This window comes from Halotalea alkalilenta (genome assembly GCF_001648175.1).
Taxonomy (GTDB): Bacteria; Pseudomonadota; Gammaproteobacteria; order Pseudomonadales; family Halomonadaceae; genus Halotalea; species Halotalea alkalilenta_A.
The window spans coordinates 2,826,429-2,851,206 of record NZ_CP015243.1 but is presented as its reverse complement, the minus strand read 5'-3'; the positions used below and the strand labels follow the sequence as shown (position 1 = coordinate 2,851,206).

Genomic DNA, 24,778 nt, shown 5'->3' with positions numbered 1-24,778 from the left:
GGGATGTGCGAGATGACTAGATCCTCCTGGGCCCTCAGGCTTTCTCCTTGGCTGCTCGGAGCCTTGGTGGCGCCCCAGGCCGCCCAGGCACTCGACGCCGAGGTGAGAGGGCTCGGAGGGCCGGCTGCGGATAACGTCGAGGCCTATCTCGACGCATTGGATATCCCGGCCAACGCGCGCCTGGATATCTACGACTCCGAGGTGATGAGCCGGGTCAGCGATGCACTGCGGGCATTCGGCTACTACGAGCCGCAGATCAGCGTGGATTTTCGCGATCGCGACAGCGTGGTGGTCGATATCGTGCCCGGCGAGCGGGTGATCGTGCGCAACGTCTACGTCCGGGTCGAAGGCGAGGGCGGCCAGGACGACAGTTTCCAGCGCCTGCTCGATGCCAGCGAGCTGCTCAAGGACGAGGGGCGCCCTCTGTTGCACGCCCACTACGAGACGCTCAAGACCCAGCTCGACACCTTGGCGCTGCAGCGTGGCTACTTCAATTCCCAGTATCGCGTGCACCGTCTCGAAGTCAGGCCCTGGGATCACAGCGCCAACGTCTACCTGGTGATGGACAGTGGCCGGCGCTACCACTTCGGCGAGGTCTCCTACAGCGGCAGCCAGATCCGCCAGGAGCGGCTCGAGGCGATGCGTCCTTTCCAGCCTGGTGATCCCTACCTGACCGATGATCTTGCGCTCTACAACAGTCGACTCGGCCAGGCGGGCTGGTTTCGCAGTGTCTCGGTCAGGCCGCGTCTCGAGCGCGAAGCCCAGCCCAGCGCCCCTGCGGGCGCCCAGGCGCCTTCGCCCGACGATACCAGCCAAGGTGGCGGTGGAGAACAAGAGGCGAGTGCCGCTGCGCCCGAGGTGCCGGTCGATGTCTCGTTGATCGCCGCCGACCGCCATCGCTTCGAGACCGGTATCGGCTTCGCCACCGATGTGGGGCCGCGGTTGCAGCTCACCTGGCGTCAGCCGTGGCGCAACGACCTGGGGCACAGCTGGGAGAACCGACTCTATCTCTCTTCGCCGCGTCAGACCCTGGGCGGCATGTACAAGATTCCCCTCGACGATCCGCTGCGCGACAGCTACGAGTTCGGCTACGGGTTCGAGAACCTCGATGACAACGATACCCGCAGCAGGCGGCTGTTCTTCACCCCGGCCCGGGTATGGCAGTTCGACAACGGCTGGAGCCAGCGGGTCTATGTGCGGGTCAGCCAGGAGAACTTCACCCAGGCGGACCAGAGCGACAACGTCTTCCTGATCACTCCCGGGGTGAGCTGGGGGCGCACGGCGGTCGACGACCAGCGCTTCCCGATGCACGGTAACCGCCAGGACCTGCTGATCGAGGGCTCGAGCGACCAGCTCGGCTCAGATATCACCTTCCTGCGCAGTGTGTTCACCACCCAGTGGATCGAGAGTATCGGCAACGACAACCGTTTCTTCGTGCGCGGCAACGTCGGGGCGATCGAGACCGACGATTTTCCGCGTATGCCGCCTTCGCTGCGCTTCTTCGCCGGTGGCGATACCAGCGTGCGTGGCTACTCCTATGAAACCTTGGCGCCGCGCAACGACGATGGCGAGCTGCTCGGCGGCCAGCAGATGTTCACCGGCACGCTCGAGTACCAGCGTCGCGTCACCGGAGACTGGTGGAGTGCCGCGTTCTACGATTTCGGTGACGCTTTCGACAGCTGGAGCGACTCCTCGCTCAAGACTGCCGCCGGGCTTGGCGTGCGCTGGATTTCTCCGGTCGGCCCGATCCGTTTCGACATCGCCCACCCGTTCGACGATGAGGACAATTCGTGGCGCATTCACTTCGCCATCGGACCCGAGTTCTGATGCTGTTTCCCCGCCTGCTGTTCTGGCTGGCGCTGTGGTTGGTCGCGCTGGTGATGCTGCTGGCCGGTCTGGCGCTGTCACCCTGGGGCACCGCCTGGCTGCTCGGCCAGGCGCAGTCGCGAGGGCTGATTTCCTATAGTTCGGTCGAAGGCGCGCCGCTGGATACCTTGGTCCTTCACGATGTCGCGCTCGATGCCGCTGGCGTGCAGCTCGAGGCGCGCCGCCTCGAGCTCTCTTGGTCGAGCGACTGCCTGCTTCGGGGGCGGCTGTGTATCGAGCGGCTCGCGAGCGATGGCCTGCATGTGCGCCTGCCCGCCGCCGGCGCCGAGCAGAGCGAGAGCGAAAGCGCGCCGCTGGAGAGGATTTCCACGCCGCTGCCGATCGAGCTGCGCGAACTCGTGCTCGATGACTTTTCGCTCGAGACCGAGGCAGGACTTGAGCTTGCCTGGCAGCACTTCGAAAGCTCGGCGAGCTTCGAGGGCAGCCGCTTCTCCCTCGGCGAGACCCGGCTCGTCTCGCCCCGGCTGCGGCTGTTTGATGCGGCCGAGGAGCCCGCCGCGATCGAGGCGCCGAGCCTTGAATCCGACGTCGATATCGCCGCCGCCCTGGCGGTGGTCGCGGCGCCGGCGGTGGCGCCCGGCAGCGTGCTCGGGGCCGACGGCGCGCCGATCGCCAATCCGCTCGCCGCGTTGAGCGCCACGCCGCTCGATGACCCCCAGGCGCGGATCACGCTGGCTCGGATCGAGCTGCCCGTGGATGTACAGGCGCCCTTGCTCGAGGTCACCGACTTCCGTCTCGAGGGGGAGCCTGCGCTGGTGCTCGATCGCATCGACCTGGCACTGCATGCCGAGGGCTCATCGGTAAGGCTTGAACGGCTTGCGCTGCAGGGGCCGGAGCTCGAGGCCGAGCTCGCCTTCGAGCTCGAGATGAGCGGCGATTATCCGCTCTCGCTCGATCTCTCCGCCCGCTCCGAACTGGCACCGCTGCAGGGCGAATCGGTCGAACTGCGTCTGCGCGGTTCGCTCGCGGCGCTCGAGGTGGATATGAACGCCGACGGGCCGGTGGCGGCGCGGCTTGACGCCGGCGCGGACCTGCTCGATCAGCAGCTGCCGTTCGAACTTGCGCTGCGCTCGCCGCGGCTCGACTGGCCGCTGCCAGGGATGCCGGGCGAGGATGAAAGCGGTGCCCCGGTCACCCGTTACCAGGTCGAGGAACTGGCGCTCGATCTCGATGGATCGCTTGCCGGCTACCGGCTCGACATTTCCGGTCGCGCTTCGGGCGATGAGCTTCAGCCGCTCGATCTCAGTCTGGTCGGCGAAGGCGATTTCGAACGCTTCGGTTGGTCGGTGCTCCAGGTGGTCAGCGGCGGCGGGCGGATCGAGAGCCAGGGCGAGGTGCGCTGGGCGCCGACGATCAGCCTGGATACCGAGCTAACCCTGCATCAGCTGCGCCCCGAGCGCTTCACGCCAGCAGTCAACGGGTTGCTCAACGGCAGCGCGCGACTCGCCTTCCAGCAGCAGGCGGATCAGCGCTGGGCGCTGCAGGTGCCGAATCTCGCCATCGATGGTCAACTGATGAACCAGCCGCTGTCGCTCGCCGGCCGGCTCGACGGCGATAGTTCGATGCGCTGGAACATCGAGCGCCTCGACCTGCGCCAGGGCCCCAATCGGGTTACCGCCAGCGGGGTGGTCGACCAGCGTCTGGCACTCAACGCCCATATCGACGCACCGAACCTGGGCGGGCTGCTGCCCGAGCTCGGCGGCCGGCTCGCAGGCCAGCTCCGTGTCAGCGGGACGCTCGAGCAGCCGCAGGGTTCGGTCACTTTGAATGGCGAACAGCTGCGCTATGGCGACAACCATATCGCCCGGCTGGCGTTGGAAGGACGCAGCGACGGGCTCGAGGATCCGCGTTTCGAGCTGCGCCTGGATGCCAGCGATGCGCTGGCCGGCGGCCAGGCGCTGGCGCGCCTTGGCCTGTCCCTGGAGGGGCGGCTGAGCGATCACCGTCTCTCGCTCGAGCTGAGCGGTGGGCAGGACGCGCTGGTGAACAGCGCCTCACTCGCCCTGCGCGGTGGGCTCGACCAGGCGAACAATCGCTACCGCGGCCAGCTGTCGTCGCTCGAGGCCGATCTTGAACAGGGCGGCGAGCTGAGCCTCGATTCTCCGCTGGGTTTCGTCGCCAATCTCGATGCCGCTTCGGCGACGGTCGAACCCTTCTGCCTGTCGCGGCGGGAGGGAGGCCGGCTCTGCCTCACCGAGCGGATGACCGCCAGCGCCGCGAGTGGCTCCGCGGCGCTGCGCCTCAGCGAGCTGCCTCTCGAGGCGGCCAACCCCTGGATGCCTGAGCCCTGGCAGGTCGCGGGAGAGGCCGGCGGCGACGTTCGCGCGCAATGGTCCAACGGTGGCCAGCGCTGGAACGTGGATGCCCGACTCGATGGCGATTTGCAGATAAGCGGCGAGGATGCCGCGGGAGAGTCGTTCTCGATCCCCGCGCTCAGCCTCGGGGTCGGCCTGGAGGCGAGCCCGGCGCAGGCGGATCTCACCCTCGACGCTCGCCTTAGGGATGCCGGCCAGCTGAGGCTCGAGGCACGGGTCATCGACCCGCTGGATAGCCGGCAGCTCGGCGGGCGGTTGCAGGTCGAGGGGCTCGATTTCTCCCCCTATCGGGCGCTGGTCGCCGGTTTGGATACGCTTGAAGGTCGCCTCGACGGCGATGTCACCATCTCCGGCGATCTCGAACAGCCCCGGTTCAACGGCCAGCTGGTGGTTTCGGGCGTACGCGCCGGTGGCGAGCAGCTTCCGGTCACGCTCGACGACGCCAGGGTCGCGCTGCGCCTGGAGGGGGACCATGGGGTGCTCGATGGCTATATCTCCTCCAACCAGGCTCGCTGGACGCTCGGCGGAGAGGCCAACTGGCCGACGACTGGCGACTGGCGGGCGACGCTTGCACTGCGCGGCGCCGATTCGCCGCTCGAAGTCGCCGCACTCGGCTATGGCCGAGTGCGGGTCGCGCCCAGCATCGATGTGTTGGCGACGCCCCAGCGACTCGACATCAGCGGCCGGGTGACGATTCCCTGGGCGAGGATCGAGGTCGCCCAGCTGCCCGCGTCGGCGCAGGCGCCGTCGAGCGACGAAGTCATCGTCACTCGCGAAGAGGCCGAGCGGATCGACGCCAGCATCGATCGGGCATTGGCGGCCCAGGCCGAAGGCGAGGAGTATCAGTGGGCCGACGCCTCGGCGCTCGAAGAAGCGGGCATCGATCTCAATTTGAATGTCCAGGTGGTGATGGGCGACGACGTGCGGCTTTCGGCCTATGGGCTCAACTCACGTCTCGCCGGGGCGATCAACGTACGCCAGAGTGGCGGCGCGCTGCAGCTGTTCGGCAGCATCTCGCTGCAGGAAGGGCGCTTCGCCTCTTTCGGCCAGAACCTGCTGATCAACCGCGGTGAGGTGATCTTCAGTGGGCCGCCGAGCCTGCCGAGGCTCGATTTCGAAGCGATTCGCAGCCCCGATACCATCGAGGACGACGTCACCGCGGGTATCCGCGTCACCGGCAATGCCGATGCGCCGCAGCTGAGCATCTTCTCCGATCCGTCGATGAACGAAACCACCGCGCTCTCCTACCTGCTCAGGGGGCGCGCGCCGGACGCGGAGGGTGACGACAATGCGCTGGCTTCGGCGCTGATCGGCCTGTCGGTATCGCAGAGCGGGCGCGCGATCGGTTCGCTGGGCGAAACCTTCGGTATCCAGGATCTGTCGCTCGATACCGCAGGCAGCGGTGACACCAGCCAGGTGGTGGTCAGCGGCTACATCTTCCCGGATCTGCGGGTCAGCTATGGGGTGGGAATGTTCACTTCACTGGCCGAGCTGACGCTGCGCTATCGCCTGATGCAGAACCTTTACCTGCAGGCGGTGTCTGGAGGCTACCAGGCGCTTGATCTGCTCTATACATTCAGCTTTGGACGTACGCCGGATCCACAGAGCGAGTAGGATGGCGATAGGCGCCGAGTCAAGGAGAATGCCGATGTCCAATACCGTCATGCCATCCGCCGATCGTGCCCTGCCGGGGCGCGATCGAGCGGTCGAAATCAGTGCGATCCACCAGATAAGCGGGCGCTCGATGATTCCGCCCTGGCCCGCGGGACACACCGAGATGGTGCTGGGTCTGGGCTGCTTCTGGGGCGCGGAACGACTGTTCTGGCAGCTGCCGGGAGTCTATGTCACTGCGGTGGGCTACGCTGGGGGCTTCACTCCCAATCCCAGCTATGAAGAAGTATGCAGCGGCCTCACCGGCCACGCCGAGGTGGTGCGGGTGGTGTTCGATCCCCAGGTGATCGAACTCGAGCGCTTGCTCAAGCACTTCTGGGAAGCCCACGATCCGACCCAGGGGATGAGACAGGGCAACGACATAGGCTCCCAGTATCGCTCGACGATCTACTATCTCGACGAAGCCCAGCGCGAGATCGTCGAGGCTTCCCGCGATGCCTACGCCTCGGCGCTGGCGGTGGCCGGCAAGGGCGGGGTGACCACCGAGGTTCGTCCGCTGGAGGTGTTCTACTACGCCGAGGAGTACCACCAGCAGTATCTGAGCAAGAACCCCGCCGGCTATTGCGGTCTCAAGGGTACCGGAGTGAGCTGCGCGATCGCCTGATCGATGATTCGACCGCCGCGCGGTGGGTAATCACGAAGACGCCCGGATATCAGAGATATCCGGGCGTCTTCGTTTGAGACGGCTTCGTTCACAACAGCCGGGCGCATGCCGCTCAGAGGCTGTGTCTGGCCATCTTCAGCTCGGGCAGCCTGGACCAGGCATCGAGCTGGGCGGCGATGCGACGCACCATCCACGAGCGCGGCAGGCCCTTGTGCTGTTCGATGAAGCCGAGATGCCCGCCGTGCTTGGCGAGTTCGATGCGCACGTTGGCGGAGGGCAGCGGCAGGCGCATGAAAATATCCGCAGGGACGAAGGGGTCGTCTTCGGCATGGAGGATCAGCGTCGGCAGCTCGATGCGGTCGAGCAGCGGCCCGGCCGAGGCACGGCGATAGAAGTCGGTCGCCGAGCTGAAACCATAGAGCGGGGCGGTGATTTCGTTATCGAACGCCCACAGGGTATCGAGGCGTTCGAGCTGCTGCTGGGTGATACCGAGCGGGAAACGGTCGAGCGCCTGCTTGGCCTCGATCTTGCGGCGCATCCGCTTGAGCAGGCGGCGCTGGTGGCCACGGGCGTGGCCGATGTTGAGCGCATCCGAGCGGCTAGCCAGATCGAGCGGAGCGCTGACCGCGATCGCGCCGGAAAGATCCAGGCCGTCGCCGCCTTGTTCGGCGACCAGCTTGAGCAGTACGTTGCCGCCGACCGAGAGACCGACGGCGACCTTGGGGGCGTGCGGGTAGCGCTTGCCGAGCATGCTCATGAACCAGTAGGCATCGGCGGTATCCCCGGCATGGTGACCGCGGGGATGGCGGCTGGGTACCTTGCCGCAGCCGCGAAAGTGCATCAGCACCCCGCGCCAGCCGCGCCTGGCCGCCATCGACAGCAGTGCCTGGGCGCAAGGCGAGCGACGGATCGATCCCTCCTCTTCATGCAGCACGACGAGGATCGGCGCACGCGCATCGCTCGGCGCCGGCACGGTCCAGGCGAGCTCGAGGAAGTCGCCGTCCGGCAGATCGAGCAGCTCGGTCTCGTGACGAGGGGTGCCCCGCATCAGCAGGTAGGGTGCCAACGTCTGCAGGTGTCGGTGCTTGAGCCAACGCGGCGGAGTGAAATCAGCGTTGAAAAGTGTCCTAGCCATCGGAGCGGCGACCGTCGTGTTAGAGGAAGCGAAACCCCGGGTGGGGTACCGGCTCAAGTAAGACAGCCCAGGCGCATGAGAGTTCTCCCGTCCGCCCGATTCTCGCCATTGAAGAGACGGCGAGAATGTCGGGCGAGCGGCGTACGCGGCGTCTAGTCCAGCCGGTAGAGCTGCGAAACCTTGTCGAAACCGGAAATGGTGCACTCGAGATCGGTGACCAATCCATTCTGGAGGCTATAGCACCAGCCGTGAACCGACAATGGCTGGCCATTCAGCCAGGCGCGCTGGATAAGTTTGGTGCGGGCCAGATTCTGCACCTGCATGCGCACGTTGATCTCGCACATCCGATCGGCCTGCTCCCGGAAAGGGAGGTGGGCGAGTTCGTCGCGATGGCGGATGTACTCGTCGCGGATCGGATGCAGCCAGTCATCGACGATACCGCTGTTGCCCGGTGAGGTCATCGATGCCTGCACGCCGCCGCAGCCGTAGTGGCCGACGACCAGGATATGGCGCACCTTGAGCACCTCGACCGCGTACTGCACCGCCGACATCGCATTCATGTCGCTGTGGTAGATCACGTTGGCGACGTTGCGGTGAACGAACACTTCGCCCGGGGGAACGTTGATGATCTGGTTGGCGGGCACCCGGCTGTCCGAGCAGCCGATCCAGAGGAATTCTGGATGCTGCTGGTTGGAGAGACGAGTGAAAAAATCGGGGTCGTCGGCCTGCATCTTGCTCGACCAGTCGCGGTTCTGGCGTAGCAGGTCGTCGATATTGAGCGACTTGTGAGGATGTCCATCGCACATGGTGGGCGTGACTCTTCAAATGATCGGGCGGGGGTGAGCGGTCGTTTTACCCTTCGGCTCGTCGATGCGTCAACCTGGCACTAGCACGCCCGGCGTTGATCGACACCTTCGTCAGGCCGGCGATTCGTCCAGGGATGGGGTGAGGTCCGGGGGCCAGGCACGGCGATGGGCTTGTCATGCCACTGTCTTGGCGCTGCGCGATCATCGCCGTCGCTGGCCCGGCGTTCGAGCAGCGTAGTACGCTGTCGGTTTCCCCCTGATGCCCCGGTGCATCGGGCACTACTGCGCGCCGGCATGGCCTTGGCCAAGGCTCGGTCGGGCGGTAGTGGCAACCAGGCGACTATTCGAGGAGAACGAGGGTGGCGAAGCATGATTACGACCTGGTGGTGATCGGCGGAGGTTCCGGTGGGGTGCGCGCGGCGCGGATGGCGGCGAAGCAAGGCGCGCGAGTGGCACTGGCCGAGCAGAGCAGGCTGGGGGGCACCTGCGTCAACGTTGGGTGCGTACCGAAGAAGCTCTACGCTTATGCATCCCATTTCGCCACCAGCTTTCGCCAGAGCGAGGGCTTCGGCTGGTCTCTGTCGCCGTCGCCGAGCTTCGAATGGTCTCGATTGCGCGACAATACCGCCCGAGAGATCGAGCGGCTCAACGGTATCTATCGCAATCTGCTGGTGAATGCCGGCGTCGAGCTGTTCGAGGCGCACGCCTTTATCGAAGGGCCGCACCTCGTTCGCATCGGTGAGCATCGGGTCAGCGCCGAGCGCATCCTGATCGCCACGGGTGGAAAGCCCTGGCGGCCGGATTTTCCCGGCGCCGAGCGAATGCTCGACTCCAATCGCATCTTCTCCCTCGAGCGCCTGCCAAGGCGGCTGGCGATCTATGGCGGCGGCTATATCGCGGTCGAGTTCGCGAGCATCTTCAGCGGCCTTGGCGTCGAGGTCACCCTGGTCTATCGCGGCGAGCTGTTCCTGCGCGGCTTCGATCACGAAGTGCGTGAGTTCGTTCGCGACGAGATGATGCGCAAGGGCGTCGATTTCCGCTTCGGTCACAGCGTCGCGCGGATCGAGGCGAGCGAGCAGGGTGATCGGGTGGTGCTCGATGACGGTGCCGAGCTCGAGGTCGACCTGGTGCTCGGCGCCACTGGACGGCGCCCGAACTTCGACGGTCTCGGGCTCGAGAACCTGGAAGTCGTCCTGGGTGAAGGGGGCGTGCTCGAAGTCGACGACGGCTATCGCACCGCCACGCCCTCGGTGCTCGCGCTTGGGGATGTGATCGGCACACCCGAGCTCACGCCGGTGGCGATCGCCGAGGCGATGCGCCTGGTAGCGATCCACTTCGAGCACACTGCCCCTGCGCCGATCGACTATCAGAACGTGGCGACCGCGGTGTTCTGCGAGCCCAACGTGGCCACCGTCGGGCTCACCGAGGAGCAGGCGCGCGAGCGTTGCGAGGCGGTGCGGATCTACGTCACCAAGTTTCGACCGATGCTGCACACCCTGGCCGACGATCCGGGGCGCTGCCTGATGAAGCTGGTGGTCGACGACGGCAGCGACAAAGTAGTGGGGGCTCATATGGTCGGTCACGATGCGGGCGAGCTGATCCAAGGGATTGCGATCGCGGTGACCGCGGGGCTCACCAAGGCGGACTTCGACAGCACCATCGGGATCCACCCGACCAGTGCGGAGGAGTTCGTCACCCTGCGCGAGGCCACCCGGCGCTAGGTCAGTGAGCGGCCAACGCAATGGCGCCGGCGGCTGGCACCCTGCGGCGCCGGTGCCGCTCCCATTCCTGGGCCTGGGGCGGTCGAAACGCCGGGACATACGAGCGATTTCCATCCGGGCGTCCATCATTCGAGCGTCTATAGTGAAGAACGTCGAGGTGGCATCGCAGACATACATCGCAGCGGGTGAATAACCTGGGTTTATCGAAGTATCCTTTGTCGATAACGCTTCATTTGAATGGGCCCGGCAATCCCGTTACACTATGGGCCCACTTATTCCGATAGGTGTCATCGACATGGATGCCATGAACTCGTCCTTCACCTCCTCAGCCCAGCTGGCGCAATCAGGTCAGGCGGAGCACGTGATCAATAGTGAAAAACCGATTTTCATTCGCCCACCGACCACCGACGATGGTTGGGGGATCTACGAGCTGGTGCGGGCTTGTCCGCCCCTCGACGTCAATTCTCCGTACGCCTACCTGCTGCTGGCGACGCAGTTTCGTGATCGCTGCGCGGTCGCGACTGACGAGGAGGGTGAGATCGTTGGCTTCGTTTCCGGCTATGTGAAAGTCAACGCGTCCGACACCTTCTTCCTCTGGCAGGTCGCGGTAGGCGAGAAAGCTCGCGGTACCGGGCTTGCACGGCGTTTGGTCGAAGCGGTGCTGAAACGCCCGCAGCAGGCCGAGATCCGCCATCTCGAGACCACCATCACGCCTGACAACGAAGCCTCCTGGGGGCTTTTCAAGCGCCTCGCGTCACGCTGGCAGGCGCCGCTCAACAGCCGGGAGTATTTCTCCGAAGAGCAGCTCGGTGGCGAACACAATCCCGAGCACCTGGTGCGGATCGGTCCGTTCGACCCGGCCCGCATCTGAGCTTGCCCATTCGGGCCTCGCGTCCAGCGGTCAGGGAAGACGACGCGGACGGTTGCGCCACACGGCAATCAAGTTCATCCGAGCAAGCGCAAGGCGCTTGCGACAGTGACTGAATCACGGCAAAGAGGGACATTACGTTGACCATGCAGACTGAGTATTTCGAGCAGATCGAGTCCAACGTTCGCACCTATTCACGTTCATTCCCCACGCTCTTCACCAAGGCGCGCGGTGCCGAACTCGAGACCAGCGACGGCAAGCGCTACATCGATTTTCTCGCCGGCGCCGGCACGCTCAACTACGGGCACAATCATCCGGTACTCAAGGAAGCGCTGATTCGCTACCTGAGCGAGGACAATATCGTCCATGCCCTCGATATGTGGACCGAGGCCAAGTTCGACTACTACAAGGCGGTGGAAGAGAAGCTGCTCAAGCCGCGCGGCCTCGACTACAAGATCCAGCTGCCCGGCCCGACCGGTACCAATGCGGTCGAAGCGGCGATCCGGCTGGCGCGCAAGATCAAGGGGCGGCACAACATCGTCGCCTTCACCAATGGCTTTCACGGTGTGACCCTGGGCGCGCTCGCCACCACCGGCAATGCCAAGTTCCGCGATAACGCGGGCGTGCCCTTGGTCGGTGGCACCTTCATGCCCTACGACGGCTACTTGGGTGAGGGTATCGATACCCTGGACTATCTCGAGAAGGTGCTCGGCGACAGCTCCAGCGGCCTCGATCATCCGGCCGCCGCGATCGTCGAAGTGGTCCAGGGCGAGGGCGGCACCAACGTCGCCTCTGCACCCTGGCTGCGCCGCCTGGCCGAGATCTGCCAGGCCAACGATATGCTGTTGATCATCGACGACATCCAAGCGGGCTGCGGTCGGACCGGCAAGTTCTTCAGCTTCGAGCACGCCGGGATCAAGCCCGACATCGTCACCAACTCGAAGTCGCTTTCCGGCTACGGGCTGCCGTTCGCCCAGGTACTGATGCGTCGCGAGCTCGATCAATGGGGCCCGGGCCAGTACAACGGTACGTTTCGCGGCCACAGCCCTGCGATGATTACTGGTGCCAAGGCGCTCGAGCACTTCTGGAGCGACGATTCGTTCGAGCTCGAAGTGCAGCGCAAGGGCGAACTGGTCAAACAGGGCTTCCAGGAGCTCGCCGCGCGGCTGCGCGATAAAGGCATCGACGCCCGCGAGCGTGGGCTTGGCCTGATGCGTGGCGTCGACGTCGGCAGCGGCGAGCTGGCCGACAAGATCACAGGCGCCGCGTTCGAGAAGGGCCTGGTGATCGAGACCTCCGGTCACGCGGGACAGGTGGTCAAGTGCCTGTGCCCGCTGGTGATCGAAGACCAGCAGATCGCCCGTGCCCTCGACATCCTCAAGGACAGCGTCGACCAAGTGGTGCGTTGATTCCCTCGCCGGGCGCCCGAGCGGCGCCCGTGTCTTCTTTATTTCCTCGATTCCCCCATCCTCGAAAAGCCAAGGAGCGCGCGTATGATCGTTCGCAACCTCGATGAGTGCCGTAAGACCGATCGTCATGTGGTCGCCGAAAACGGCAATTGGGAGAGCACCCGGCTGGTGCGTGCCGACGACAAGGTCGGTTTCTCCTACAATGTCACCGTGATCCATCCGGGTACCGAAACGCACATCCACTACAAGAATCATATCGAGGCGGTGTTCTGCTACGAAGGCGAGGGCGAGGTATTTACCATCGCCGATGGCAAGACATGGCCCATCAAGCAGGGCGACATGTACCTGCTCGACCAGCATGACGAACATCTGCTGCGCGGCAAGGAGAAGGGCATGACCGTGCTCTGCGTGTTCAATCCCCCGCTGACCGGCAATGAGCGCCATCTCCCCGACGGCTCCTACGCGGCGCCCGAACCCGCCTGAACGCGGATGTGAAGTCAAAAAAAACGAGAGGCCGCGCGCGAGCGCGGCCTCTCGTCGTTGATGGTGCTCACTCGGCCGCTGGGGCCGCCTCGAGCGAGTCGCTGGGTGCCTGACCAGGTGTCGGGGTGTCAGAAGTGCCCTGCGGGGTCGTATCGCTGGTCACGTTCCCTTCGAAGGAGCCCGTCTGCCCGCCGCTCGATTGTGCGTTCGTCGCCGTTGGCGCCGAATACATCGAGCTGCTCGAGCTGCCGGGCGAGTAGTCACGGCCCTGGCGTGCGTAGACTATCAAGCGCGTTTCGTTCTCGCAGTTACCGATCACCTCTCCCGGTGTTTGCGAAGCTTGAGTGACAGGCACTGCCTCCAGTGTGAACTCGGCAGCCGGTACGCCGTTGCCCTGGATCTGGGCGGAGAGCCGATCGATCAGTGCATCACAGCCGCCGGCGGCGAGCGCCTGGGTCGAGAGTGCGGTGGTCAGCGTGATAAGGCCGATGCCCATGAGTTTCTTCATTGCGTGCAGCTCCTTGTGTTTCCCTGCGTGTTGTTGGCCTCGATGGCCATCCTTGTCGTACCGTGCCATCCGGCCAGATACGCATCGCGCCCATTCAAGATAGCCGCTTATCGACTCCAAAGGGAGGGAATCGCCGTTGTATGGAACATCTAGGCAACCGAATGGGGTCGATTCCACCGACATTGCCAACCACACCGGGAGTATGCGGGCGCCCACCCCTCCCTCTATGCATGGGATGAGGATCCGCGCCCGCTGGGGCGCGCATGCTTCTCCCCTGGCCCTGCGCTACGCCGACAGCGCCAACTGGCTGTGGCGAGCCGGTGGGGAGGTATTCAAGCTCGCCCGTACCAGCGATCGCGACGATGCTTTCTGGCAGGGAGCGAAGGCGCTGTTCGGGCTCGACCGTTGGCGGGTCGGGCCTGGACTCGCGCGAAGCCTCGACGGCTTGCCGATGGACCTGCCGATGCCCCCGCTACCGATGCGTTGGCTCGGTCGGCTCGATGGGGCACCGCTCTGGGCCCAACCATGGTGTGCAGGTGCGCCCCCCGAGTGGACGCCGGGTTTCGCCGCACGACTGGGTCAACAGTGCGGTCGGCTGCACCGTCGCCGCGCCAATCACTTCGGCTGCCCTTTGCAGCCGCAGCACTCGCTCGCGCAGTGGCCATCTCGGCTGCAGCGCTATCTTGGTGAGCGCCTTTCGCACCGACGCCTCCCCGACGGCCTCGCACGCTTGATCGCATGCGAACCTGCCCGCGTCACCAGCGCGGTACCCTGCCTGCTCGACCTGCGTGCGGACCAGTTCGTGGTCGGCGAGAGCGGCGCTTTCTGGATCGATTGGGAGGCGCTGGTATGGGCGCCGGTAGAATTCGATTGGGCACTGCTGGAGATGGTGGTTCCCGCCGATTGTCGAGCGCCGTTCCTCACCGGTTATCGCCATCACGGCACGCCCGTACCGCTGGGCGAGCATCGAACGCACTGCCGCGCCGCGCTGTTCGCGATGGGCGCACTCGGTGAGCTCAGCTGGGAGCAGACCACCAGCATAGCGCCCTGGACCGACGAGCTTGCATGACCGCAGCGCACAGCGACGCCGCGCGGGACGAACGGGGTGGGTGGGTGCCGAGTTCCGCTTCCGTTCATGGTGAGCCGGCGAGCAACGAGCCGGTGGCTAGCGTGGTGATTTCGAATTCGGCACTACGCTTGCGAGCGCCGCGGTGAGTAGGGGGAGTTTGGGCAGCGAATTGATCACCCGTCCGACGTCCGAGAGTGACGGATGGCCGGCGAGAAAGCGTACCAGCGCATCGCTGGGGCAGCGTTCGAAGAGTTGGCAGAAGAGTGCGGCGGCGTCGGGGGGATGACGCTCCAGCGCGGTCATGAAGATGCGGTCGAGCGCCGCGATGGCGCGTCGTGACGGGGCCGGCCGGGGCGCTTCTCCGCGTGACAGGGCGCTGGCGCAGTGGTCGCTCCAGCGCTGGATGGCGTGGAAAGCGTATCCGGTCGATGCGCGCATGGCGCCGGCGTAGGCGCCAGCGAGGATGTGACGGCCGCCGGCGCGGCTGGGCCTGCCGCTCGGCGGCGCCATCGGCAGGCTGCCGTGTTCGTGGCGCAGGACGCGGTAGTCGCCGTCGAGCAGCTGGTCGAGGTAGCGGTGCAGGGCTTGTTCGAGCAGATGGGGGTCGCTTGCCGGACGGGCGAAGCGAGTCCATTCGAACAGTGTCCGGCCGGGCGCGATGGGCAAGCGATAGAGGAAATCGAGCTGGTCGGGTTCGGCGATCTCGCTTTTGATCGAGAAGTCCATCAGTGTCGGCTCTGTGTCCTCGAGGCGAGGCGACGACACTTCCAGTCCGGCGAAATCCTGCCAGCGCCAGGGGGCCACCAGACGCGCCGGGCGGGGCAGGGTATCCACTACCCAGCGTCCTCGCAGCCGCGACCCATTCTCCAAGCTCACCTCCAGGTGGCTGCGGTGGGCATCCACTCCCGCCACCCGGCCGACGCGCCGCTCGATGTGCCCCGCCGCATCGATTCGCGACAGGCAGCTCGTATAGAAGCATCCGGCGTCGATCATTTCATAGGGATAGTCGGCGCAGTTGAACTCGATCTCGCGCCCGGTATCGCGCAGTCGCAGCGTATGCCATTGGGTGACCAGGCAGTGGGCGAACGGATGCGGTTCGATGCGCCAGCCGCACCAGGTGCGGTCGTTGACGTAGCGACGTCGTGCTTCGATGAGTATCACCGTCGGCGAACCGGGCTGGTTCGCCAGGCGGTAAGCGAGGGAAAGCCCGGCGCAGCCGCCGCCGAGGATCAGCACTTCGGCATCGAGGTTCATTCGGGCGCTGCTGCGCATCCCGGCCTGCCCGCGATCACACGGTGCAACAGGGGATCATGGGGTACGCCGCGCGGACGTATACCGCGGCGCCCGAGCGTATCGCTCAGCGTGCAGCGCAGCTTGCCGGCGATGCCGATCCGCATGCGTCCCTGCCACCAGTTGTGCTGGGTGGCGGCGAGTTCGAGGCCGATCTGGCGATAGACCACCGCCGCGACCCTGATCGCTACCCGGTTGCGGCCTGGGATGGCTTGGATTCCCTCGGCGGCGCTGGCGTAGTAGCACTCCGCCAGGTCGAGCAGCCTTGCCATGGCACTGGAGACGATGGCGCGAATCGTCGGCTCTTCACGGCCGGTGAGTATGCGCTCGGGCGACAGCCCATCGACCCAGCTCGCTGGCAGGTAGCGGCGCCCCATCGCTGCGTCTTCTGCGATGTCGCGCGCGATGTTGGTCATCTGCATGGCAAGTCCCAGATCGACGGCGAACGGCTGCGCATGGCGAGGCGCGTCGACCAGCGGTGCCATCATCACGCCGACACTGCCCGCGGCTCCATAGCAATAGCGTATCAATGCGGCGCTATCCTCGATCAGCGCCGGTCGCTCGGCGTCCGAGATCATCGCCGAGATCAGATGGTCCGCCGCGTCGAGGTCGATGCCGCGACGCTCGGCGAGCTGGTGAAGGACCACTGCCAGCGGGTCGGTGACCGCTGCGCCGGCGGTCAACTCCTGGCGTATTCGTGCAAGTCGCGCCAGTGCGGCCGGCCGGGCGGTGGGCTCGGACTCGTCGGCGAGATCGTCGATGTGGCGGCAGACCGTGTAGAGCCGGGCGGCATCCTCGGCATCGCGCTTTGGCATCAGAAGGCTCGCGAAGCGAAACGACTTGCCGTGTCGTCCGAGCGTGGCCAGGGCGTCATCGGCATCCACTCTCTCTTGGTCGTTCATGATGCCTCCGGCAGCAGTTCACCGACCAGCTTGGCGCTCGACAGGACCCCCGGCACTCCAGCGCCAGGGTGGGTTCCCGCACCTACGAGGTATAGATGCTCGAGACCCTCGGCGCGATTGTGAAAGCGGAACCATGCCGACTGCCTGAAGCGCGGCGCGATCGAAAAGCCGCTGCCGTGCCGACTCAGGTAGCGCTGCTCGAAGTCCAAGGGGGTCATCGAGAACTGCACGGTCAGGCTCTCCCGCAGGCCCGGCAGCAGGGTGGCGTCGAGCGCCGCGATGATCCGCTCGGCGAAGCGCTCCTTCTCGGCGTGCCAATCGACGTTGCCCAGCAGGTTGGGCACCGGAACGAGCACGTAGAAAGCGTCGTGGCCTGCGGGAGCGAAACTGGCGTCGGTGGCGGTGGGACGATGCAGGTAGAGCGAAAAATCCGGTGCGAGCCTACGGTGAATGAAAATGTCGTCGAGCAGGCCGCGGTAGCGCGGGCCCAGCGAGATCGTGTGGTGGTCGATCTCGGGCCATTGGCGGTTGGTGCCGAAATAGAGCACGAACAGGCCCATCGAGTAGTCGGCGACGCGAAGTTTCAGCCTTGCCGACGGCGCCACCACATCGAGCATTTGGGTGTAGAGGTAGGTTGGGTCGACATCGCTGATCACCTCGTCCGCCTCTAGACGCTCGCCGTCCTCGAGCTCGACGCCAATGGCGCGGCCATGTCGTACCAGGATGCGCCGGACGGTGGTGCCGGTTCGTACCGTAATGCCCTGTCGGGTGATCAGTGATGCGAGCGCATCGACCAGCGCCCCGGTGCCGCCGCGCGGGAAATGCACTCCCCATTTGCGTTCGAGATAGAGGATCAACGCATAGATGCTGGTGGTACGAAACGGATGGCCGCCGACCAGCAGTGGGGAGATGGTGAACGCCTCGCGCAGTTTCTGGTGCTTGATATGGTCGGCGACCAAGCCCCATACGCTTTTGTAGCTGCGTAGCTTCAACAGTGCCGGCACTTGCGCGGTCATGGTGGTAAAACGGTCGAAAGGGCGTGCGGCCAGCTGCTCGAACCCAAGTTCGAATATCTCGCGCGATGTTTCCATCAGGCGGTGATAGCCCTCGACGTCTGGCGGAGAGATCCTCGCGATCTGTGCCTCGGTGCGGCTCATGTCGGCACCGTAGGCGAAGCGATCGCCGTCGGGAAACCGAAACGCATACCAGGTATCCAGGGCGATCATCTCGAGCGAATCTTCCAATCGTTCCCCGAATAGGGAGAACAACTCTTCGATCAGGAAGGGCGCGGTGATCACCGTCGGTCCGGCATCGAAACGATAGCCGTCCTGCTCGAATACCTGGGCGCGGCCGCCGAGCCGTTCACAGCGCTCGATCAAGGTCACCTCGTAGCCTTTGGCACGAGCCCTGAGAGCCGCCGCCATACCCCCGAAGCCTGCGCCGATCACCAGCGCTCGGCTCATGCGTATGCGCTCTGGTGGGTGCGATGCAAAGCCGTAGCCGCCAGCTGTTGTACAGCGCTTTTCAGTCCGCCGCCGATGCCGTGCGGCAGCAGGTCCGCCTCGGCGCTCGCTTGGCCCAGGCATTGATGCAGCAGCGTCGTCGCGTGCTCCTTGGCACTGCCCGGCAGTTCACGTTCGAAACTACGCACCAGGTTTCCATTGCCCCGCTCCGGGTCCAGTGCCATGTCGTCATCGTAATCGTCAAGATCATCGAGCAATTGATAGGCGAGGGCGAAGTGTTCGCAGGCACGGCGCGCGAGCGGTTGTGCCTTGCGTTCACCGGCCACCAAGAGGGGCAGCTCCAGCGCCAGGGAAAAAAGCGGCGCGGTCTTGGCGCAGGCCGCGGCAATCGAATGCTCGAGCTTGGGTTTAGAGCTCGACAGTGATGCCGATAGCTGGCCATGGATGGTCAAGGTGATGGCGCGATGGATCAGTTGCAGCAGCGCGGCCAGCGGCAAGTCGGCGCGCTCGAGCCGTGCGGCCATCGCATATGCCGCGCTGATGAAAAGATCGCCCAGGCAAAGCGCCGTATCCTCCCCGAAGGCATGGTTCACGCTGGGTACTTCGCGACGTATCTGGGCATGATCGGAAAGGTCGTCATGGATCAAAGAGGCGCTGTGCAAAAGCTCGCAAAGCGCGGCCAACCGCAGCGCATCAGGCTCTTCGATCATCAGTTGCAGCGCGCAGTGGTGGGCGAGGCGAGCGCGAATCCTGCTTCCCCCACCGTTGATATGATGAGTCAACGCAGCGATCAGGTGCCCACTGTCGATGGCTTCGGCGCCCTCATCGAGACCTAGCCACATGGTGGCGACGAGATCGTCTTCGAATTTCTGAAGCGGCAAAGGGCGGGCGGTTGCTCGCGCTGTCATCACGGCCTCTCCTTGATGGGTCTTCATCGGTGCTCCTTGCACCCGAGCGTGGATACAGCATAGCAGCGGCTCTGGAAAGCACGCTTTCTCAGCTTAAATCAGCTTGTAGTAGTGGAGTAGGAACAATAGGGCGTGGTAAGCGCTCGTTCATTTATCTTCGTCGGGTGGAACGATGCCCCTTACGCTCGATACGCAGGTTCTTCAGCAGCTTGTCGATCGGCTTGGCATAAATGAAACCGAAAGAGACGCAGCCCGTTCGGGTGTTCTTGACATGATGTAGCCGATGGGCCTGATAAATGCGTTTCAAGTAACCTTTGCGAGGTAAATAGACGGGTCCCCATCTGCGATGCACCAGCACATCATGCATGAGAAAGTAAATGGCCCCGTAGGCGGTGACGCCGATCGCTATCCACCAGATGACCCAGTTGTACATCCCGATGATGAACAGGACGATGGCGAGTGCGGAAAAGGCCAAGGCAAAAAGATCGTTTTTTTCGAATACGTGATCATGCTGTTCATGGTGCGACTTATGCCAGCCCCATCCCCAACCATGCATGATGTATTTATGAACCGCTGTAGCGATGCATTCCATGATCACTATCGTGAATATAACGATAAAGGCCGGAATCATTGCGTCGAACAGCATCGGCATGGTGGGCTCCCGTACGAAGAATGCGATGGCAGCAAGTGGGGATCGATCGTCGCGAGTGGCGATGTTTCAAATCGCTGTCGAGCCTTTCCATGGATCGAAAACCTGCCATCGACAGGCTGATAGCCGATGGCTTGGATCTACCATAGCCCAGCGGGCTGACTTTTTCCTGGCGCTGGATTCCGGCGCTCCCGCCGCGGTCGTCTGCCGCAGAGCAGCCGGGGGCGCTGCGGGATTCGCAACGCCCCCGTCGGTCCGGGTGCTGGTCGATCTGCGCTGAGCGACGGATGGCCCCGCTTTTGCGCCAGGCTCTGCTGATGGTGCGAGCAGCCGCGTAAAGCGGCCGATCAACGCTTGAGAAAGGTGAGCAGGTCCTGGTTGAGCCTTTCTTTGTGGGTGTCGGTCAGGCCATGGGGGGCGCCGGGGTAAACGATCAGCTCCGAGTCGCTGATCAAGGCGGCCGAGGCACGCCCAGAAGTATCGATCGGGACGACCTGGTCATCGTCCCCATGGATCACCAGGGTGGGAATATCGAACTTTTGCAGGTCTTCGCGGAAGTCGGTGGCGGAGAATGCGGCGATCGAGTCGTAGGTATTCTTGTGTCCCCCTTGCATGCCCTGGACCCAGAATGAATTTATCAGGCCTTGGGAGGGCTGCGCATCGGCGCGGTTGAAGCCGAAGAAGGGACCGGATGCCAGATCCAGATACAGTTGCGAGCGGTTCTCCAGCGACGCCTGGCGCAGGCCATCGAATACTTCGATTGGAAGGCCCTGCGGATTGTCTTCGGTTTTCAGCATCAGCGGTGGCACCGCGCTGACCAGCACGGCTTTCTTGACCCGCCCGGTGCTGTGACGGCCGATGTAGCGCGCCACTTCGCCGCCGCCGGTCGAGAAGCCGACCAGGGTCACGTCATTGAGATCCAGGTGTTCGATCACACTGGCGAGATCATCGGCGTAATGATCCATGTCGTTGCCATCCCAAGGCTGGCTTGAACGCCCATGGCCACGGCGGTCGTGGGCCACGACCCGATAACCTTGGGAGGCCAGGAACAGCATCTGGGATTCCCAGCTGTCCGAGCTCAGTGGCCAGCCGTGGCTGAAGGTGACGACCGGGCCGTTCTTGGGTCCCCAGTCCTTGTAGTAAAGCTGCACGCCGTCTTGGGTAGTGATGTAGTTGACGTTCATTTCGATGTCCTCGGGTGATGTGAGAGTCGCGGTGGCGGTTTGTGAATCGCCTGCCTGAGCACCACCGGCTGGTATCAAAGAGGCCAACGTGAGCGCCGACAGCAGCAAAGAGCGTTGCAGTGCATTCATGGGATTTTCCTCATGGAGGCGCTATTGCTAAGTGATCGCCAAGTGATGCCGGGATGGCAGTGCTCACTTTGCCGCTGTTTTATGTACGTTTGGTGGCTTAAAATGCTAAAAAATTGATCAGGAGTGTTTTCATGCCCGATCGACTCGAGGCGCTGCTCGCGCACTTCTCCGTCAGAGCGAAGACCTTCCACGCAGGCGCCCTGTGCGGCGTCAACGACCTGCGTCCTGAAGGCGACACCGGCCAGCTGCACCTGATCCGCGATGGGAAGGTCGATGTCAGCCACGAGGGCGGTCGGGTCGCGTTGCGCATCACCCGGCCCAGCCTGCTGCTCTACCCCCGGCCGATGGCGCATAGGTTCATCACTGACCCAGAGCGAGGAGCCGACTTCGTCTGCGCCCGATTGAGCTTCGACGCAGCGCCTGCGAATCCGATCGCCGCGGCGCTGCCGGCGTTCATCTGTCTGCCGTTGGATGAGTTGGACGGTGTCGCAGGCGTACTGGAGCTACTGTTCGATGAGGCGTTCAAGCACAACTGTGGCCGCCAAGCGGTGCTCGATCGGCTGTTCGAGGTGATCCTGATCCAGATACTTCGCCACTTGATGGAGAGAGGAGAGACTCAAGTGGGCATGCTGGCGGGGCTTGCGCATCCACGTTTGCGACACGCATTGGTCGCCGTCCACGAGCAGCCGGCGCAGCCGTGGTCACTCGATACCCTGGCGGCCCGTGCGGGCATGTCGCGCAGTGCGTTCGCCAACAGTTTCCGCGAGATCATTGGCTGTACGCCTGGCCTTTACCTGCAGCGTTGGCGGATCGGCATCACCCAGCAGCTACTGCGCCAGGGGCGTCCGCTGAAGCTGATCATCCATGAGGTCGGATATGCCAGCGAGGCCGCACTGTCTCGGGCCTTCAAAGCGAGCAGCGGCATGTCCCCACGACAATGGCGAGAAATGATCGAGCGAGTCGCGTAGTCGACGCTCACCCCGGCTTCCGAACCCGGGCAGAAGTGCCCGGGTTCCCACGTGCGTCCATGCCTTGGACCAAGGTCTATGGCCATCTGCTGCGGACTCCCTGAGCGTTAACAAAAATACAATGGTTATCATTTAGAATATATTTTAGTTTCCGCCTTGCCATGTGGCGCCCTCGGTGGAGGGCTGGGTATCCGAACGTATCTCAGCCCTCTTTGCGCAGGGTTTCAGGGACGTGACAGGGATAGGAAGTTTTTCATGAAAATTAGAATTCTGTGGCCAATCGTATCCTTGGCCTATCTGCCTGCAGCCCAGGCTCAGGAGGGGGATGCGCCCCAGCGCCTCGACGAGCTGGTGGTCAGCGCGACGCGTACCGATACCGAGGCGCGAAACTCCCCGCAGGTCGTGACGATCATCGATCGGGAGCAGATCCAGCAGCAGCTCAACATCACCTCGGACTCTTCACAGGTGTTGAGCAACCTGCTGCCTGCCTTTTCACCCAGCAGGCAGAAGATGAGCGGGAGTGGCGAGACGTTCCGCGGACGTACACCTTTGGTCATGATCGACGGTATCCCGCAATCGAATCCGCTGCGCCCCACCGGGCGGGAGATGCACACGGTGGATTTCTCGATGCTCGAGCGCATCGAGGTGATCCATGGCGCCAATGCCAGTAACGGTGTGGGTGCGACCGGGGGCGTGATCAACCTGGTCACTCGGCGCCCGGCCCCAGGATCCTTCAATCAGCATTTCAGTATCGAAGCCACGACGCCGACCTCCCAGGTCAAATCGGAGACCATGAGTTACAAGACGACCTACGGTGTCGATGGCAATTCAGGCAATCTGGACTATCTGTTCTCGCTCAGTTACGAGGATCAGGGGCTTTTTCTCGACGGCCGGGGGAATCCCGTGGGTGTGGATAATACCCAGGGTGATTTGATGGACTCGCGCAGCTACGATGTCCTCGGTAAATTGGGTTACTGGTTCGATGAGAATCAGCGACTGCAGCTGAGTATCAACCGCTATCGCATCGATGGTGATAATAATTACCTGAGTGTGATAGGGGACAGGGAGGCCGGTATCCCGACGGGCTCTGTTCGTGGAACGCCCCCGGGCGAAGCGCCGTTCAACAGCGTCTGGACGACGGGCCTGACCTACGATAACTATGATTTCTTCGGCATGTCGCTCACGGCCATGGTCTACTACCAGGACTATGAAGCGCTGTTCGGTGCCGACAATTCCGGATCGTTCCAGGATCCCAACATCGCCCCAGTGGGTACCTTGTATGATCAGTCCCGCGCGGTGACATCGAAGTATGGCACCAAGGTGGCACTGACCAACGACAGTCTTTGGCAGGATCGAGTCAAACTCACGGTTGGCTTCGACACGTTATTCGATGATTCCAAGCAGGACCTTTGGGGCACCGGCCGCACCTATGTACCCGAGGTTTCCTATACGGATCTTTCCCCCTTCCTCCAGGTTGAATTTTCACCGATCGACACCCTTAAACTTTCAGCCGGCGCTCGCTATGAATATGCCCGACTGAGAGCCGATGACTATCGCACCACCTGGGCTGCCAACAATGTCGATGTCGCCGGCGGAAAGCGCAGTTTCAATGAGACGCTCTATAACTACGGTGCGGTGTGGACGCCTATCGAGCCGCTGAGCTTCTTTGCAAGCTATTCGGAAGGCTTCGCAATCCCTGACGTAGGCCGCGCGCTGCGACTGATCAATACCGACGGCATGTCCTTCGCGGATTTCGATGACCTCCGCCCCATCGTCACCGACAATATCGAAGCGGGCGTGCGTTTCGAGCGTGGACCTTGGGACGCTGAAGTCAGTTACTACAACTCCTCCTCGGATTTGGGCAGCCGGGTCGATCGTGTCGGCGATGCTTATGTCACGCGTCGACAGAAAACCGAGATAGAGGGTGTCGAGGCATCGCTCGGTTATCGCCTGTCAGAAGCGCATCGATTTTCCTTGGCCTATTCCTACATGCGTGGCCGCTACGACAGCGACAACGATGGAAGTCTCGATGCCAAGCTCGATGGGTTGAATGTTTCGCCTAATAGGTTGATTGGTAGCTGGGCAGCGAATTGGTCACCGCAATGGTCCTCCTTCGTTCAGGCGAACTATGCGTTCGATCGTAGTTTCGATGATGCGGACAGGGAGTTCGATGGTTATTTATTGGTGGATGCCGCGGTGGGTTATAAATTGCCAACGGGGCGAATCAATGTTGCGTTGGCCAACTTGTTCGACAAGCAATACATCACCTATTACTCCCAAAGTGCGTTGGTCGAACCCCGGCGGTACTTCGCTGGTCGTGGAAGGACGCTGACGGTGGGATATTCCGTAGACTTCTGAAGTTCGTCCTTTATTTATGGTCATTCTGGCGCATGGTCGAGAGATTTTTGCGCCAGCTCATTGCTCACGCGCCGACTCGTCGTAGAAGGAGCGGATTTCATTGGAAATGCAGGCACGAATAGCGGCGGTATCGATCAGGCGATCTGATGTTGCTTAGGCACGCACGATGCCATTGCCCCAGCCCGTTCGTCCCGAGCAGCGTCCCACTCGCCAAGTCTTCGAGCCGGCATTACATGGGGGGACGCCTATCGAAGGGCCGGGTCCGGCGCTGGTGCCGTGGTTCGACTCGGCTCGTCCCTCGCCGGCTCACCACGAACGGGGAAGCGCCATTGCCCCAGCCCGTTCGTTCCGAGCGGCGTCCCACTCGCCAAGTCTTCGAGCCGGCATTACTTGGGGGACGCCTATCGAAGGGCCGGGTCCGGCGCTGGTGCCGTGGTTCGACTCGGCTCGT

The 24,778-nt window shown here is 63.5% G+C and carries 19 protein-coding genes; 10 read left to right on the top strand and 9 right to left on the bottom strand.

The features are described from left to right. Positions 1–12: 12 nt before the first annotated feature. From tamA to msrA, 3 genes are read left to right on the top strand one after another with little or no spacing between them, the layout of a single operon-like run. Positions 13–1,827, top strand: coding sequence for an autotransporter assembly complex protein TamA (tamA, locus tag A5892_RS12720; protein WP_150123540.1), 1,815 nt, complete (start codon positions 13–15; stop codon positions 1,825–1,827). Then, positions 1,827–5,816 carry an autotransporter assembly complex protein TamB gene (tamB, locus tag A5892_RS12715; protein WP_064123121.1) on the top strand — a complete coding sequence of 1,330 codons (3,990 nt, stop codon included), beginning with the start codon at positions 1,827–1,829 and terminating at the stop codon, positions 5,814–5,816. The genes tamA and tamB overlap by 1 nt, the downstream gene beginning before the upstream one ends. 34 nt (positions 5,817–5,850) lie before the next feature. Continuing rightward, positions 5,851–6,477: a peptide-methionine (S)-S-oxide reductase MsrA gene (msrA, locus tag A5892_RS12710; RefSeq protein WP_411431753.1), complete on the top strand. Its 627-nt coding sequence runs from the start codon at positions 5,851–5,853 to the stop codon at positions 6,475–6,477. Positions 6,478–6,589: 112 nt separating this feature from the next. On the opposite strand, the gene A5892_RS12705 is transcribed toward msrA, so the two are convergent. Together A5892_RS12705 and A5892_RS12700 are read right to left on the bottom strand one after the other, a co-directional pair. After that, positions 6,590–7,612 carry a hydrolase gene (locus tag A5892_RS12705; RefSeq protein WP_064123119.1) on the bottom strand — a complete coding sequence of 341 codons (1,023 nt, stop codon included), beginning with the start codon at positions 7,610–7,612 and terminating at the stop codon, positions 6,590–6,592. 152 nt (positions 7,613–7,764) lie between these two features. Next, positions 7,765–8,418, bottom strand: coding sequence for a carbonic anhydrase (locus A5892_RS12700; RefSeq protein WP_064123118.1), 654 nt, complete (start codon positions 8,416–8,418; stop codon positions 7,765–7,767). Positions 8,419–8,777: 359 nt separating this feature from the next. Between A5892_RS12700 and gorA the strand changes: the two genes are divergently transcribed. The 4 genes from gorA to A5892_RS12680 all read left to right on the top strand — a co-directional run bounded on the left by gorA (position 8,778) and on the right by A5892_RS12680 (position 12,899). Next, on the top strand, positions 8,778–10,139 hold the full coding sequence (gorA, locus tag A5892_RS12695; RefSeq protein WP_064123117.1) for a glutathione-disulfide reductase: 1,362 nt from the start codon (positions 8,778–8,780) through the stop codon (positions 10,137–10,139). A 304-nt stretch (positions 10,140–10,443) separates the two neighbouring features. Beyond that, positions 10,444–11,010: a diaminobutyrate acetyltransferase gene (gene ectA / locus A5892_RS12690; protein ID WP_411431752.1), complete on the top strand. Its 567-nt coding sequence runs from the start codon at positions 10,444–10,446 to the stop codon at positions 11,008–11,010. Between the two features lie 143 nt (positions 11,011–11,153). Further along, positions 11,154–12,416 carry a diaminobutyrate--2-oxoglutarate transaminase gene (gene ectB, locus A5892_RS12685; RefSeq protein ID WP_064123115.1) on the top strand — a complete coding sequence of 421 codons (1,263 nt, stop codon included), beginning with the start codon at positions 11,154–11,156 and terminating at the stop codon, positions 12,414–12,416. Positions 12,417–12,500: 84 nt separating this feature from the next. Then, positions 12,501–12,899: an ectoine synthase gene (locus A5892_RS12680; protein WP_064123114.1), complete on the top strand. Its 399-nt coding sequence runs from the start codon at positions 12,501–12,503 to the stop codon at positions 12,897–12,899. Positions 12,900–12,966: 67 nt separating this feature from the next. Here the strand turns inward: A5892_RS12680 and A5892_RS12675 are convergent, their stop codons facing one another. Continuing rightward, the gene (locus A5892_RS12675; RefSeq protein ID WP_064123113.1) at positions 12,967–13,407 is read right to left on the bottom strand and encodes a DUF1161 domain-containing protein; all 441 of its coding nucleotides are present in this window, start codon (positions 13,405–13,407) and stop codon (positions 12,967–12,969) included. Between the two features lie 235 nt (positions 13,408–13,642). On the opposite strand from A5892_RS12675, the gene A5892_RS12670 reads away from it, so the two are divergent. Then, positions 13,643–14,476, top strand: coding sequence for a phosphotransferase (locus tag A5892_RS12670; RefSeq protein ID WP_190295606.1), 834 nt, complete (start codon positions 13,643–13,645; stop codon positions 14,474–14,476). Between the two features lie 96 nt (positions 14,477–14,572). On the opposite strand, the gene A5892_RS12665 is transcribed toward A5892_RS12670, so the two are convergent. The 6 genes from A5892_RS12665 to A5892_RS12640 all read right to left on the bottom strand — a co-directional run bounded on the left by A5892_RS12665 (position 14,573) and on the right by A5892_RS12640 (position 20,872). Then, entirely contained in the window at positions 14,573–15,730 is a 1,158-nt protein-coding gene (locus tag A5892_RS12665; RefSeq protein ID WP_064123111.1) for a lycopene cyclase family protein, read from the bottom strand. Further along, positions 15,727–16,668 (bottom strand): phytoene/squalene synthase family protein, encoded by a 942-nt coding sequence (locus A5892_RS12660; protein ID WP_064123110.1) that lies wholly within the window; start codon positions 16,666–16,668, stop codon positions 15,727–15,729. The genes A5892_RS12665 and A5892_RS12660 overlap by 4 nt, the downstream gene beginning before the upstream one ends. Continuing rightward, on the bottom strand, positions 16,665–18,131 hold the full coding sequence (crtI, locus tag A5892_RS12655; protein ID WP_064123109.1) for a phytoene desaturase family protein: 1,467 nt from the start codon (positions 18,129–18,131) through the stop codon (positions 16,665–16,667). The genes A5892_RS12660 and crtI overlap by 4 nt, the downstream gene beginning before the upstream one ends. Beyond that, positions 18,128–19,039 (bottom strand): polyprenyl synthetase family protein, encoded by a 912-nt coding sequence (locus A5892_RS12650; RefSeq protein WP_190295605.1) that lies wholly within the window; start codon positions 19,037–19,039, stop codon positions 18,128–18,130. Before A5892_RS12650 ends, crtI begins: the two co-directional genes overlap by 4 nt. 151 nt (positions 19,040–19,190) lie before the next feature. Continuing rightward, positions 19,191–19,691: a sterol desaturase family protein gene (locus A5892_RS12645; protein ID WP_223302657.1), complete on the bottom strand. Its 501-nt coding sequence runs from the start codon at positions 19,689–19,691 to the stop codon at positions 19,191–19,193. A 344-nt stretch (positions 19,692–20,035) separates the two neighbouring features. After that, positions 20,036–20,872, bottom strand: coding sequence for an alpha/beta fold hydrolase (locus A5892_RS12640; protein WP_223302656.1), 837 nt, complete (start codon positions 20,870–20,872; stop codon positions 20,036–20,038). A 260-nt stretch (positions 20,873–21,132) separates the two neighbouring features. Between A5892_RS12640 and A5892_RS12635 the strand changes: the two genes are divergently transcribed. After that, positions 21,133–21,969, top strand: a complete 837-nt coding sequence (locus A5892_RS12635) for an AraC family transcriptional regulator (protein WP_064123106.1) — start codon at positions 21,133–21,135, stop codon at positions 21,967–21,969. 255 nt (positions 21,970–22,224) lie between these two features. Next, the gene (locus tag A5892_RS12630; protein ID WP_064123105.1) at positions 22,225–24,327 is read left to right on the top strand and encodes a TonB-dependent receptor; all 2,103 of its coding nucleotides are present in this window, start codon (positions 22,225–22,227) and stop codon (positions 24,325–24,327) included. Positions 24,328–24,778: the final 451 nt, after the last annotated feature.

Excerpts from the sequence above, each read along its gene's own strand:
- tamA (WP_150123540.1), top strand. The coding sequence starts at position 13 with ATGACTAGATCCTCCTGGGCCCTCAGGCTTTCTCCTTGGCTGCTCGGA.
- tamB (WP_064123121.1), top strand. The coding sequence starts at position 1,827 with ATGCTGTTTCCCCGCCTGCTGTTCTGGCTGGCGCTGTGGTTGGTCGCG.
- msrA (WP_411431753.1), top strand. The coding sequence starts at position 5,851 with ATGTCCAATACCGTCATGCCATCCGCCGATCGTGCCCTGCCGGGGCGC.
- A5892_RS12705 (WP_064123119.1), bottom strand. The coding sequence starts at position 7,612 with ATGGCTAGGACACTTTTCAACGCTGATTTCACTCCGCCGCGTTGGCTC.
- A5892_RS12700 (WP_064123118.1), bottom strand. The coding sequence starts at position 8,418 with ATGTGCGATGGACATCCTCACAAGTCGCTCAATATCGACGACCTGCTA.
- ectA (WP_411431752.1), top strand. The coding sequence starts at position 10,444 with ATGAACTCGTCCTTCACCTCCTCAGCCCAGCTGGCGCAATCAGGTCAG.
- ectB (WP_064123115.1), top strand. The coding sequence starts at position 11,154 with ATGCAGACTGAGTATTTCGAGCAGATCGAGTCCAACGTTCGCACCTAT.
- A5892_RS12680 (WP_064123114.1), top strand. The coding sequence starts at position 12,501 with ATGATCGTTCGCAACCTCGATGAGTGCCGTAAGACCGATCGTCATGTG.
- A5892_RS12675 (WP_064123113.1), bottom strand. The coding sequence starts at position 13,407 with ATGAAGAAACTCATGGGCATCGGCCTTATCACGCTGACCACCGCACTC.
- A5892_RS12670 (WP_190295606.1), top strand. The coding sequence starts at position 13,643 with ATGAGGATCCGCGCCCGCTGGGGCGCGCATGCTTCTCCCCTGGCCCTG.
- A5892_RS12665 (WP_064123111.1), bottom strand. The coding sequence starts at position 15,730 with ATGAACCTCGATGCCGAAGTGCTGATCCTCGGCGGCGGCTGCGCCGGG.
- A5892_RS12660 (WP_064123110.1), bottom strand. The coding sequence starts at position 16,668 with ATGAACGACCAAGAGAGAGTGGATGCCGATGACGCCCTGGCCACGCTC.
- crtI (WP_064123109.1), bottom strand. The coding sequence starts at position 18,131 with ATGAGCCGAGCGCTGGTGATCGGCGCAGGCTTCGGGGGTATGGCGGCG.
- A5892_RS12650 (WP_190295605.1), bottom strand. The coding sequence starts at position 19,039 with ATGACAGCGCGAGCAACCGCCCGCCCTTTGCCGCTTCAGAAATTCGAA.
- A5892_RS12645 (WP_223302657.1), bottom strand. The coding sequence starts at position 19,691 with ATGCCGATGCTGTTCGACGCAATGATTCCGGCCTTTATCGTTATATTC.
- A5892_RS12640 (WP_223302656.1), bottom strand. The coding sequence starts at position 20,872 with ATGAACGTCAACTACATCACTACCCAAGACGGCGTGCAGCTTTACTAC.
- A5892_RS12635 (WP_064123106.1), top strand. The coding sequence starts at position 21,133 with ATGCCCGATCGACTCGAGGCGCTGCTCGCGCACTTCTCCGTCAGAGCG.
- A5892_RS12630 (WP_064123105.1), top strand. The coding sequence starts at position 22,225 with ATGAAAATTAGAATTCTGTGGCCAATCGTATCCTTGGCCTATCTGCCT.